9 protein-coding genes are annotated in these 12,958 nt (G+C 67.3%); 8 read left to right on the top strand and 1 reads right to left on the bottom strand.

Features of this window, described 5'->3' with window-relative positions; genetic code table 11:
- Positions 1–98: 98 nt before the first annotated feature.
- Genes LQG66_RS27795 through LQG66_RS27785 form a run of 3 tightly spaced genes read left to right on the top strand, consistent with a single transcriptional unit; the run spans position 99 to position 3,923 of the window.
- Positions 99–593: a (2Fe-2S)-binding protein gene (locus tag LQG66_RS27795; RefSeq protein ID WP_231318889.1), complete on the top strand. Its 495-nt coding sequence runs from the start codon at positions 99–101 to the stop codon at positions 591–593.
- The gene (locus tag LQG66_RS27790) at positions 590–1,666 is read left to right on the top strand and encodes an FAD binding domain-containing protein (RefSeq protein ID WP_231318887.1); all 1,077 of its coding nucleotides are present in this window, start codon (positions 590–592) and stop codon (positions 1,664–1,666) included. Before LQG66_RS27795 ends, LQG66_RS27790 begins: the two co-directional genes overlap by 4 nt.
- A complete protein-coding gene (locus tag LQG66_RS27785) occupies positions 1,656–3,923 on the top strand; it encodes a xanthine dehydrogenase family protein molybdopterin-binding subunit (protein ID WP_231318885.1) in 2,268 nt (755 codons plus the stop codon). Before LQG66_RS27790 ends, LQG66_RS27785 begins: the two co-directional genes overlap by 11 nt.
- A 95-nt stretch (positions 3,924–4,018) precedes the next feature.
- Here the strand turns inward: LQG66_RS27785 and LQG66_RS27780 are convergent, their stop codons facing one another.
- Complete coding sequence (locus tag LQG66_RS27780; RefSeq protein ID WP_231318883.1) at positions 4,019–6,007, bottom strand: methyl-accepting chemotaxis protein; 1,989 nt, start codon at positions 6,005–6,007, stop codon at positions 4,019–4,021.
- A gap of 365 nt (positions 6,008–6,372) precedes the next feature.
- Here LQG66_RS27780 and LQG66_RS27775 point away from each other — a divergent pair, with 365 nt between their 5' ends.
- The 5 genes from LQG66_RS27775 (at position 6,373) to hemA (ending at position 12,781) form a co-directional block, all read left to right on the top strand.
- Positions 6,373–6,684: a hypothetical protein gene (locus LQG66_RS27775; RefSeq protein WP_231318880.1), complete on the top strand. Its 312-nt coding sequence runs from the start codon at positions 6,373–6,375 to the stop codon at positions 6,682–6,684.
- A 219-nt stretch (positions 6,685–6,903) separates the two neighbouring features.
- Positions 6,904–7,635, top strand: coding sequence for an outer membrane protein (locus tag LQG66_RS27770; protein WP_231318877.1), 732 nt, complete (start codon positions 6,904–6,906; stop codon positions 7,633–7,635).
- Positions 7,636–7,879: 244 nt separating this feature from the next.
- On the top strand, positions 7,880–10,018 hold the full coding sequence (locus LQG66_RS27765) for a methyl-accepting chemotaxis protein (RefSeq protein WP_231318875.1): 2,139 nt from the start codon (positions 7,880–7,882) through the stop codon (positions 10,016–10,018).
- Between the two features lie 261 nt (positions 10,019–10,279).
- Positions 10,280–11,338, top strand: a complete 1,059-nt coding sequence (locus LQG66_RS27760; protein ID WP_231318873.1) for an MBL fold metallo-hydrolase — start codon at positions 10,280–10,282, stop codon at positions 11,336–11,338.
- A 213-nt stretch (positions 11,339–11,551) separates the two neighbouring features.
- Entirely contained in the window at positions 11,552–12,781 is a 1,230-nt protein-coding gene (gene hemA, locus LQG66_RS27755) for a 5-aminolevulinate synthase (RefSeq protein ID WP_231318870.1), read from the top strand.
- Positions 12,782–12,958 lie beyond the last annotated feature (177 nt).

The following is a 12,958-nucleotide window of genomic DNA, read 5'->3' as shown; positions in this document are numbered from 1 at the left end:
CTTGCTCGCCCCGCGGTCGCTGGATCTGGACGGACCACCGCCCGTAAGGCTGTGCCCGCTGCGATCCGATTAGGCCATCGCTTCGATCGGAACAACGCATGAATTGGACTGTCAGACTCACCGTCAACGGTGAGCCGCGAACGCTTGCGCTCGACGACCCCCGCGTCACCCTGCTCGACCTGCTGCGCGAGCGTCTCCACCTCCCCGGCACCAAGAAAGGCTGCGACCGCGGCCAGTGCGGCGCCTGCACCGTCCTCGTCGACGGCCGCCGCATCAATTCCTGCCTGACGCTGGCCGCCAGTCTCGACGGCGCGGCGATCACCACCATCGAAGGGCTGGCCCATGGCGACCAGCTGCACCCGGTGCAGCAGGCCTTCATCGCCCACGACGCCCTGCAATGCGGCTTCTGCACGCCCGGCCAGATCATGAGCGCGGTCGGCCTCATCAATGAAGGCCAGGCCGGCAACGACGCGGACCGCGTCCGCGAAGGCATGAGCGGCAATCTGTGCCGCTGCAGCGCCTATGTCGGCATCGTCGAGGCGGTGCTGGACGCGCAGGCGACGCTTGCGGACAATACGGAGCGCGCGGCATGAACCGGTTCGATTATGTGAGGCCGTCGACGGTCGCGGAAGCGATCACGGCGGCTAGCGCGCCGGGCGCTGCCTATCTCGCATCCGGCACCAATCTGCTCGACCTGATGAAGGGCAACGTCGTCAGGCCGTCGCGGCTGGTCGACATCTCGCAGCTCGGCGAGCTCAAGCGGATCGACAAGCTCGGCAATGGCGACGTCAGGATCGGCGCGCTGGTGCGCAATGCCGACCTCGCGCATGACGCGGACCTCGCGCATGACGCGGACTTCGCGCATGATTTTCCGGCCGTCGCGGAAGCGCTGCTGTCCGGCGCCTCGGCGCAGCTGCGCAATGCGGCGACTGTCGGCGGCAATCTGCTGCAGCGGACGCGCTGCGCCTATTTCTACGATCCGGCCTCGGCCTGCAACAAGCGCACGCCCGGCGCCGGCTGCGACGCACGCGGCGGCGACAACCATCAGCATGCCGTGCTGGGCTGGAGCGAGGCCTGCATCGCCACCAACCCGTCCGATTTCTGCGTACTGCTGGCGGCGTTCGATGCCGTGGTCGAGATCGAAGGCAAAGCGGGCCGGCGCGAGGTCGCGCTGGAGGCGCTGCATCTGTTGCCCGGCACGACGCCGGAGCGCGAGACCGTGCTCGCCCCTGGCGAGATCATCGTGGCGGTCCGGCTGCCCGCCACAGCGCGCGCGTTCGCAAAGCACGCGCGCTATCTCAAAGTGCGCGAGCGCAATTCCTATGCGTTTGCCGTGGTATCTGCCGCCGCCGGTCTCGTGATCGAGAACAACAAGATCAAGCAGGCGCGCCTGGCGCTCGGCGGCGTCGCGGCCAAGCCGTGGCGCGCACACGAGGCGGAGGCGCTGCTCGCGGGCCAGCCTGCGGAGGCGCGTGCATTCCAGCAGGCCGCAGATGCGGCGCTGCGTGAGGCAAACCCCTCCGGCGACAACGCCTACAAGATCCCGCTCGCGCGCAACCTGATCGTGCGCGCGCTGCAGGCGGCCGCCCAAGGCACGCCGTCGCGCATGCCGGCGCTGCCGGCCTCTCCCTTCTCCTCCGTTCCAGGAGTGCTTCATGACGCCTGAGCTCAATCCGACCCGCGATCCCGCCCATCTCCGCCACGGCTCCAACATCGGCCAGTCGCTGTCGCGCGTCGATGGTCTGGCCAAGGTCACAGGCAGCGCGCGCTTCGCCGCCGACAACAATCCGCCCGGCCTGCTGCATGCCGCGCTGGTCGTGAGCAGCATCGCGCGCGGCCGCGTCGTCTCGCTCGATGTCGACGCCGCCAAGGCCCACCCCGGCGTGGTCGAGGTGATGACCTCCGCCAACCGGCCGCCGCTGGCCGGTGATCCCGACGGCAAGCCTAATCCGTTCGCGTTCCGGTTCGAGGCGCTGCAGAACGATCGCGTGCGCTACGCCAACCAGCCGATCGCGCTCGTCGTCGCCGAGAGCCTGGAAGCCGCGACCGAAGGCGCCGCTCTGCTGTCGCCGCGCTACGACGCCGAGCCGGTGCGCATCGGGCTCGACGCCAGCGACGCTTACGTGCCGCCCGTGGTCGGCATGGGCTTTGCTGCCGAGAGCTATCATGGCGACGTCGAGGCCGCGCTCGCCGGCAGCGACAGGCAGATCACGGCGACCTACGAGACCCCGGCGCATTATCACAACGCAATGGAGCCGCATGCGATCGTCGCCGAATGGCAGGGCGACAAGCTCGTCATCGACACGCCGACCCAGGGCCTCGTGATGATGCGCGGGCGCATCGCCGAGCTGTTCGGGATTGCGCCGGAGAACATCCTGATCCGCAGCCCCTTCCTCGGCGGCGGGTTCGGCGGCAAGGGCTTCATCGCCGGGCCGCAGATCCTCGGCATTCTCGCCGCGAAGCTGCTCGGCCGTCCGGTCAAGCTCGTGGTGCGCCGCGAGCAGCTCTACGGTCCGTTCGGCCATCGCTCGCCGACGCGGCAGACGCTTCGCCTCGGCGCCAGCGCTGCGGGACAGTTGTCAGGGATCCATCATCACGCCCGGATCGCGACCTCGAGCTTCGAGGACTTCTACGAGGCGGCGGCGCATGTCACGCACACGCTGTATGCCGCCCCGGCGATCGCGACCACCTATGACGCGGTGCGCATGGACACCGGCACGCCGCTGTTCGTGCGCGCGCCCGGCATCGCGCCGGGCTCGATCGCGCTGGAGAGCGCGGTCGACGAGATGGCGGAGGCGTGCGGCCTCGATCCGCTGGCATTTCGCGTCAAGAACTATGCCGAGGTCGAGCCGGCCACCGGCAAGCCGTTCTCGTCCAAGGCGCTGCGCGAGTGCTACACGCAAGGTGCCGAGCGTTTCGGCTGGTGGGAGCGGCCGCTGAAGCCGCGCATGATGCGCGACAAGGATGGCTTCCTGGTCGGCTGGGGCATGGGCACGGCAACGTTCCATGCGCTGATGTTCGCAGGCCAGGCGCGCGCGGTGATCCGGCGTGACGGCAGCGGCGTGGTGGAGAGCGGCGCGCACGACATGGGCCAGGGCGCCTGGACGGCATTCGCCCAGATCGCCGCGGATTCTCTCGCGCTCGATCTCGACCAGGTCACGTTCAAGGCCGGAACGTCGGACCTGCCGGATGCCGGCATCGCCGGCGGCTCGGCGCATACGGCGACCGTGGGCACCGCGATCCACAATGCCGGCGCGGCCGTCATTGCGAAGCTCGCTGAGCTTGCGACCTCCGATCAGCGCTCGCCGCTCTATGGCGGCGGCAACGCCGGCGTGATTGCCCGCAACGGGCGGCTGCTCCGGCGCGACGACGACAGCCGCGGCGAGAGCTATGCCGACATCCTGGCCCGCGCCGGTCTTGCGGAGATCGAGGGCTCCGGCTCAGGTGTGCCCGATCCCGCCGCCAACGAACAGTACGCGATGAGCTCGCATGGCGCCGTGTTCGCCGAGGTGAAGGTCGATCCGGATCTGGGCCAAGTGCGCGTAACCCGCATGGTCGGCGCGTTTGCTGCCGGCCGGATCATCAATCCGAAGCTGGTGGAGAGCCAGCTCATCGGCGGCATGATCTGGGGCATCTCGCTCGCACTGCACGAGGAGGCCGTCACCGACCGCCGCACGGGGCGCATCATGAACGCCAATCTCGGCGAGTATCATGTGCCGGTGAACGCCGACGTCCCGGCGATCGAAGCGTTCACGGTCGAGGAGCACGATCCGTTCGTCAACCCGCTCGGCATCAAGGGCGTCGGCGAGATCGGCATCACGGGCTCGGCGGGCGCGGTCGCCAATGCCGTCGCGCATGCGACGGGCGTCCGCATCCGGCGCTTCCCGGTGCGCATCGGCGATCTGGTGCGTACCGGCCGATGACGGACGCGGGTTGAGCGATCCTGCAACAAGCGACGCCTCCGTTCCTTGCGGCCGGAACGGAGGCTCGTGTCGTTTGAGCGACTTTCGTGGCGGCTTCAGGCCGCCTGGCGCGCGAAAGACGACCTGAACCAGGCCGCGAAGGACTCGCGCTTGTCACCAAGCTCGAACGCGACGTGCACCGCGTCCTTCTCCCGAGCGCGGACCTGGTATGGAATATCGCCGTCGAAGCCATCGAACTGGAGAACGCCGCGATCACCGATTCCCGGCTCGGGATCGAAGCGGAACCAGGCCCCCCCTTCGGAAAGGTCGACCAGATCGGCCTTCACGGCGCCCTTGCGTGCATCGATGACCTTGATCGGCAGGCTCGTACGGATGCGCGGCGAGCGGCGGCGATCCGCTTCGGTGGTCGTGGTCCGGACCACCTTCACCAGCGTCGCGCGCAACGCACTCAGGCTGGAGGCGACGTTGCCGATGGCGCTGCGCACTTCCGCGGCCCGATCGTTGACCATGCCGGCATCCTTGCCGACATTGCCGATCTTGGACGACACATCCCGCGCCGCACTCGCCGATGCGGCGACGGAGCGGCTGATCTCCTGGGTCGCCGCGTGCTGCTCCTCCATCGCCGCGGCAATCGACGCCGCGACTCCGTCGATTTCGGAAATCTGGCTGCCGATGCCCTCGACCGCATCGACGGTCGCCTGCGTGGTGGTCTGCACCTCCCCGATCAGGCGCGAAATCTCCTCGGTCGACTTGGCGGTCTGATCCGACAACGACTTGACCTCGGCGGCGACGACGGCAAAGCCGCGGCCGGCATCGCCGGCGCGCGCCGCCTCGATGGTGGCGTTGAGTGCGAGCAGGTTGGTCTGCTCGGCTATGCCGCCGATCAGGTTCGAGACTTCGGCGATCTTGTCCACCGCCTTCGACAACGATCCCATCGTGTTCTTGGCCTTCTCGCGGCCGCTGACCGCCGACTTGGTGATGGTGCTGGCGCGCGCGACCTGGCTGGAAATCTCGCGGATCGCGGCGCTCAGCTGCTCGGCGGCCGCCGAGACCGTCTGCGCATTGGCGAGCGACTGCTCGGAGGCAGCCGCCACCGCTTGCGCATCCGAAGACAGTTCATGGGCGAGGTCGGACAGGCCTGCCGCCACCGCTTCGACCTGGCGCGACGCGCCGGCCGCCGCCTCGACCGACGTGCCGGTCTCGCGCTCGATCACGTCGGCCATGTCGAGCATGGCGCGCTTCTTCTGGTCCTCGGCGGCGGCGCGATCACGTTCCTGCTTGTCGCGCAGGCTGGCGTTCTCGCTTGCGTTGGTCTTGAAGACGGCGAGCGCGCGGGCCATCGCTCCGATCTCGTCGCCGCGTTCGAAATAGGGAATGTCGGTGGAGAGCTCGCCCCGTGCTATCCGGCGCATCAGGCCGGTCATACGGACAAGCGGACGGACGACGCCGATCACAAGTCCCGACAGCCCGGCGACGACCAGGACCAGCACGATGCCGGCGACGGTCCAGACAACAACGGAGATGCTGCGGTCCTGGGAAGCCGCCGTGGCCTCCATGTCCGAATTCAGCTTGTTCGCCTTTTCGACGAGCGCGTCGATCAGCGCGCGGTGCGCGCCATAGGATTCGGTCAGCCGGCCGTAGGCGGTTTCGGCCTTCGCCATGTCGCCGGCGCGCAGCGCCGGGATCAGCTCGCCCTCTGCGGCCTGCCAGAACTTCCTGACCTCGGCGTCGGATCTTTCGACCAGCAGCGACTTCAGGTCCGGCTCCAGCGCCGAGCTGCTCCAGAACGTCTTGCGATCCTCGTAGTCCTTCTTGAGCTGCGTCAGCTTCTGGACATGCGCATCCGCGTTCTTGGGATTGCGCAGCGCCAGCGTCGACTCGAGATAGGCTTCGAGAACATATTCCGGCGGCGGCAGGATGTCGGCCACCAGGTCGTTACCGAGCTTGATCTTGTCGTAGAGCGGCCCGCCGACCTTCAGTTCGCGCAAGGCATAGGCACTGGTCAGGACGACGGCACCGAAGCCGAGCGCCAGCACGAGGCCGAAGGCGGCGATGATCGCGGAGATGGAGAGACGCATCTTCATGTCGGACGACTCCGTTTGGGAGCCCAGGATCGTGAGCGAGGCCTGCCAGTCGGACCTCGTCTTCATTGACGCGATCAAAGATCTTCAGTCCGGAGCGCCGGCCGAATGGACAATGCGACCAACCTGCACAACCTCTTTTCAAGGAAGGTAAATTTTCTCGTCCGTAGAATTGCGGCCGCGCCACCGTTGGAAGCGGTGGAGGGCCATCGGCGGCCGGAGCTTCGGAGATGGACGGGCTGCGGCCGTGGCGACGGCACGGGAACCCCGCTGCTCTCGATTCTCCGTCCGGCTCTGCTCTCTGTCTGACCTGGCTCAAGGCGGGACTGAACTCTTCAGGTATGGGGTCGGTTGCCAAGGAGCCCCGCATGTCGAAACCCATCCCGGACAAAGCCGAGGTCGCGCTCGAATATCCCGACAAGTTCTATGTCGGCACGTTCGCGCATTCGTCCCGGTTCGACGCCCATCTCGACCCCACCGGACTGGCGCTGACCTTGGAGCGGCCCGGCCCCGAGGACGTCCGCAAGTCGATCCATATGCATCTGAACTGGGGGCTGCTCGCCGCGATCATCGACGAGATCGCCACGAACATCGCCGCGATCCCCAAAGATGACGTCGTTCATCGCGAACAGCTGCACGAGTCGGTGGCTGCCCTGCACGAAGCCCTTAAGGCGCCTTAACCAGTTGTGCCGCTGCGGCACAGCGGTGCCGTCCTTTAACCTCTGCTTCAGGCTTCGTTAGCCGTTTGCTAACTACGAGAAAACGTTTGGTCGCGAACGGGTTGGCTTCGAGACCACTGTGCTGCGCGAGTGACAGCATTTTACTCAAATCCGATCTATCTCCAATCCATCGACGGCGCGCGATGCGCGAGCCTTGTTAGTCTGAGTTGGAGATCCGCCATGAAGAAGATCCTGTTCGCAACCGCCGCCCTTGCCGCGCTCGCCTCGGCGCAGTCCGCTCTTGCCGCCGATCTCGGCGCGCGCACCTATCCCTACGCCACCAAGGCGCCGGTCTACGCCGCCCCGATCTACAACTGGACCGGCTTCTACCTCGGTGCGCATCTCGGCGGCGCGTTCTCCAGCAACAACAATTTCTCCGGCCTCGGCACCGGCAACAATTCGAACGGCCGCTTCCTCGGCGGCGTGCAGGTGGGCGCCGACTGGCAGTTCGCCCCGACCTGGGTGCTCGGCGTCGAGGGGCAGTACAGCTGGCTGAGCGGCAGCGTCGGAGCAGCCTTCCCCGGCGGCTACGCCTACACCAACAGCCAGCGCGGCCTCGGCTCGATCACCGGCCGCTTGGGCTACACCTGGGGTCCGGGCCTGCTCTACGTGAAGGGCGGCTACGCCTATTCAGACAACAACGAGAAGGTGACGCTGGCCGGCACGCCGGTCGCCTTCGCCACGTCAGGCGACCACCGCAACGGCTGGACCGTCGGCGCCGGCCTCGAATACATGTTCGCGCCGAGCTGGTCCGCCAAGGCCGAGTATGACTACTACAATTTCGGCAGCGCCAATTTCGCGGCCCCGGCTGCGCTCGTGCCGACCGGCAGCTTCACCACGGACGACCATACGTTCAAGGCCGGCGTGAACTACCGCTTCAACTGGGGCGCTCCGATGGCAGCGCGCTACTAATCAGCAGGCGTCAAAACAAGAAGCGATGAAAGGCCGGCAGCGATGCCGGCCTTTCTTTTATCGGAAGGGCCATCGAGGCGCCAACCAACAATCCTTGCCGCTCCGTTAACATGCCGCACGGTGAAATGCGGAAATGCGCGAAAAGGCGGCGGCGGCCGGGTCATTTCCCTGATTTGTTAACCGCCGGCCGCGATACTGCGTGCAAGCTTCAGCTCAAAGTAGCGCGTATCGGGGGACACCAGAGATGGCGAGCAGGTTCAGCTTCAGCGGAGTGCCCGGCCTGCTTCGACCCAGATGGGGCGTCCGCGGCAGTCTGTTCGCGGCTTTTGCGGTGATCGCCGGCATGGCAATCGCGATCAGCATCGGCGCCGGACTGATGCTGCGCCATATCGGCGGCACCATGGTCGAGCTGTCGGGCCGCGACATTCCGCGACTGACCTCGAGCCTGCAACTGCTGGCGCAGAGCTCTAGCCTCGCCAGCCTCGGCCCGGCGCTGCTCGGCTCGCAGAGCGAGGACGGGCTCAACGAGCGTCTCAAGAAGATGCAGGAGATCCAGAAGGCCACGCAGCAGCGCCTCGGCGAGATCAGCGCGCTCGGCGCCGACAAGAGCGTAGTGGCGCCGCTGGCCGAGACCATCAAGAACATCAACGAGGCCAACCAGAGCCTGGTGTCGGCGGCCCGCGAGCGGCTGGAGACGGCGGCCGCGCACAAGAAGCAGTATGACGCGCTGCGCCAGGCGCAGGCGGAATTCACCGCCGCTGCCAACGAGCCGATGCTGGATGCTCAGACGCAGCTGAACGCCGTGCTCGGTGCCGCCGAAGTGTCGACGGACGATGCCACCGCCGCGGCGCGGTTCGTCGAGCAGCTCGGCAACGTGATCGCGTCCGGCAACCTCATCGTGGCGCAGATGGCGGCCGCCTTGTCGGCCAACGACAGCGACACGCTGGAGACGATCGAGAGCCAGTTCAAGGACGCGCTGGCCCAGCTGAAATCCAATCTGGAGCTGTTGCCGAGCGGCCGGAGCACGAAGGCGCTCCATGACGCCGCGCTGAAGCTCGCGGCGCTCGGCGAAGGCAAGGGCCGCGTCTTCAAGCTGCGCGAGAAGGAGCTCGATGCCAGCGATTACGGGCAGACCGTGCTCGAGGAGACGCGCAAGCTCAACGTCGGCCTCGACATCAGCGTTCAGCAGCTGGTCGAAGGCGTGCGCAGCTCCACGGAAGGCGCCACCAGCACGGCCGGCCGCAAGATCGAGCTGGCAACGCTCGGCATGATCGGGGCGGGGGCAGCCACCCTGCTCGGCTCGGCGCTGTTCGTCTGGCTGTACGTCGGAGGCAACATCCTGCGCCGCATCAAGCGGCTGCAGCGGGTGATGCAGATGCTGTCGAGCGGCGATCTGGAGACCGAGATCCAGGCCTCGAAGCAGCGCGACGAGATCGGCGCGATGGTCGATACCTTGCAGGTCTTCCGCGACAACATGGTCCGCGCCCGCACCCTCGCCGCCGAACAGGACAAGGAAAATGCCGCCAAGGCCGAACGCGCCGCGCGCATGGAGGCGCAGATCACCCAATTCGAGGCGACCGTGCGCGGCGCGCTCACCAACCTGCAGAATTCCGCCACCGCGATGCAGACGACCGCACAGAGCATGTCGCAGACCGCCGACCAGTCCAATTCGCTGGTCAACGCGGTCGCGGCGGCCGCCGAGGAGACCTCGGTCAACGTGCAGACCGTCTCCGCCGGCACCGAGCAGCTGTCGTCGTCGATCGCCGAGATCGGCCGCCAGGTCGTGACCTCGGCCCGGATCGCCAAGAAGGCGGTCGAGGAAGCCGGCGCGACCGACTCGACCATGCAGGGCCTCGCCGACAACGCGAGCCGCATCAGCGTGGTCGTCGACCTGATCCAGGTGATCGCCTCGCAGACCAACCTGCTCGCGCTCAACGCGACGATCGAGGCGGCGCGGGCGGGCGACGCCGGCCGCGGCTTCGCCGTGGTCGCCCAGGAGGTGAAAAGCCTGGCCAGCCAGACCGCCAAGGCCACCGACGAGATCCGCACCCAGATCGCCGGGATGCAGCAGGTCGCGTCCTCGGCCGTCGCCGCCATCCGCAACATCGGCGGGACCATCGCCGAGATCGACAACGTCACCACCGCGATCGCCGCGGCTGTCGAGCAGCAGGGCACCGCCACGCACGAGATCGCCCGCAACATCCAGCAGGCGGCCAGCGGCACCAGCGAGGTCTCCAACAACATCACCGGCGTCTCCAGCGCCTCGGCACAGGCCGGGACGTCCGCGAACGACGTGCTGGGCGCCTCGGAGACGCTGCGCCGCGAGGCGGACACGCTGCGCTCGGAGGTCAATGCGTTCCTGACCAACATCCGGGCGGCGTAGTCACCATCCGGGCCTCGCCCTTCGAGACGCCCGCCTGCGGCGGGCTCCTCAGGGTGAGGAGACAAAGGTCGCGCTGTGGCCCGCAGAACTCTGGATCGAGGCGGAGACTCTCAACCCTCATGGTGAGGAGCGCCGCCCTTGCGGCGCGTCTCGAACCATGAGGCCCCGGCCTGCCGCGCCCCGGAATAACAGGCAGCCATGCCATTTCCGGGTTCTTTTTCGGCTGGCGCTCGCCCGCGGCGGCGTTTAAGCCGATGAGGCATGACCAAGACAGACACCGTTCACTCCTCGGCCGAGACCCTGAGATATCCCTGGGAGCAGCACCCGGGTGAGGATCAGGTCGTCGAGGTCGCGCCCGGCGTGTTGTGGCTGCGCCTGAAGCTGCCGTTCCGCCTCAACCATGTGAACATCTATCTGCTCGCCGACGGCGACGGCTGGGCGGCCATCGATTCCGGCTTCGGCAACGAGGAGTCGATCGCGGCCTGGACCCGGCTGCTCGACGGCCCGCTCGCGCACGTGAAGATCACGCGGCTGATCGTAACTCATTCGCATCCCGACCATGTCGGGCTGGCGGGGTGGATCGTCGAGCGCTTCGACTGCCCGCTGGTGATGTCGCAGGTCGAATATCTGCAGTCGGTCTACCACCAGAGCCGCGGCACCGAGGAGCGCCGCAACGCCCAGCGGCTGTTCTTCCGCCGCCACGGCATGGACGAGAGCCTGACCGACAAGCTGCTCGGCCGCGGCCAGGACTACCTGCAGCGCGTCTCGGTGCTGCCGGCCTCCTACCACCGCATCTCCCATGGCGACGAGATCCAGATCGGCAGCCGGCGCTTCAAGGTCATCACCGGCGGCGGCCACGCGCTCGACCAGGTCATGCTGTATTGCGCCGCCGACAAGCTGTTCCTGTCGGCCGACCAGGTGCTGAGCAAGATCTCGCCCAATGTCAGCGTCTGGGCGGTCGAGCCGGACCAGAACTCGCTCGGCGAATATCTGGCCTCGCTGGCGCGCCTCACCACCACCCTGCCCTATGACGTGCTGGTGCTGCCGGGCCATGGCGTGCCGTTCTACGGGCTGAAGACCCGCATCAAGCAGCTCGCCGACCATCACGAGGAGCGCTGCCGCATGATCGCGGACGCCTGCCGCGCGGAGACCAGGACCTCGGCGCAGCTGGTGCCGGTGGTGTTCCACAAGCACGTGCTCGACCCGCACCAGATGGGCTTCGCGGCCGGCGAGCTGATCGCCCATGTCAACTACATGCTGGTCGAGGGCCGCCTGACGAGCCAGGACATCGACGGCGTGCTCCATTATCGCACCACCTGAGGCTGCGGGACCGGCCCCGCGGCTCGCCTCCGCTCGCCCTGCCCCAGCACCGCCGCAATGCGAGCGCGGTTCTGTCGACATCAACGGCCCTTGGACAAATCGCCCAATTCCCGCCGTGGGATTCCGGCTCGACAGCCCGGCTGGAAACGCTCTAAGAAGGCCTCAAGACCCGCTCCAGATGCTGCACTGCAGCGCGCCACGTCAGGTTTCGTGATGGACTACAGCCAGTATTTCGGTGCCGCCCTCGGTCGTCTGCATGATGAGCGTCGCTACCGTGTTTTCGCAGATCTCGAACGCATCGCCGGCCGGTTTCCGCATGCGCTGTGGCATTCGCCGAACGGGCCCCGCAACGTCGTGATCTGGTGCTCCAACGACTATCTCGGCATGGGCCAGCACCCGAAGGTGGTCGGCGCGATGGTCGAGACCGCGACCCGGGTCGGCACCGGCGCCGGCGGCACCCGCAACATCGCCGGCACCCATCATCCGCTGGTGCAGCTGGAGGCGGAGCTCGCCGATCTCCACGGCAAGGAAGCGGCGCTGCTGTTTACATCAGGCTATGTCTCCAATCAGACCGGCATCGCCACCATCGCCAAGCTGATCCCGAACTGCCTGATCCTGTCCGATGCGCTGAACCACAATTCGATGATCGAGGGCGTGCGCCAGTCCGGCGCCGAGCGCCAGATCTTCCGCCACAACGATGTCGCCCATCTCGAAGAGCTGCTGATCGCGGCCGGTCCCGACCGACCCAAGCTGATCGCCTGCGAGAGCCTGTATTCGATGGACGGCGACGTGGCGCCGCTGGCCGCGATCTGCGACCTCGCCGAGCGCTACAACGCCATGACCTATGTCGACGAGGTCCACGCGGTCGGCATGTACGGCCCGCGCGGCGGCGGCATCGCCGAGCGCGACGGTGTGATGCATCGGATCGACATCCTCGAAGGCACCTTGGCCAAGGCGTTCGGCTGTCTCGGCGGCTACATCGCAGCCTCGGGCGAGATCATCGACGCCGTGCGCTCCTACGCGCCGGGCTTCATCTTCACGACCGCGCTGCCGCCGCCGATCTGCTCGGCCGCGACGGCTGCGATCAAGCATCTGAAGTCGTCGAGCTGGGAGCGCGAGCGCCACCAGGACCGCGCCGCGCGGGTCAAGGCGATCCTCACGGCCGCCGGCCTGCCGGTGATGGCCAACGACACCCACATCGTGCCGCTGTTCGTCGGCGATCCCGAGAAGTGCAAGCAGGCCTGCGACCTGCTGCTCGAAGAGCACGGCATCTATATCCAGCCGATCAACTACCCGACCGTCGCCAAGGGCACCGAGCGCCTGCGCATTACGCCCTCGCCCTATCATGACGACGGCCTGATCGACCGCCTCGCCGAGGCGCTGCTGCAGGTCTGGGAACGGCTCGGCCTTGCGCTGCACAAGAAGGCCCTGGCGGCGGAGTAGTCCCGCCACCTCTCTCCGTCATTCCGGGGCGTGTGAAGCACGAGCCCGGAATCCATTGGGCTACGGAGCATGAGGCGAGATGGATTCCGGGCTCGCCCTGCGGGCACCCCGGAATGACGACGGAGAATGCCGCGACGGCTGCCGCTGCTAACGATGAACCGAGGTCTGCACTCGCCC

Origin of the sequence: Bradyrhizobium ontarionense (genome assembly GCF_021088345.1) — a bacterium.
In the GTDB taxonomy this organism is placed as follows: domain Bacteria; phylum Pseudomonadota; class Alphaproteobacteria; order Rhizobiales; family Xanthobacteraceae; genus Bradyrhizobium; species Bradyrhizobium ontarionense.
The sequence above is the reverse complement of the archived record's forward strand: the minus strand, read 5'-3'. Positions and strand labels throughout refer to the sequence as shown.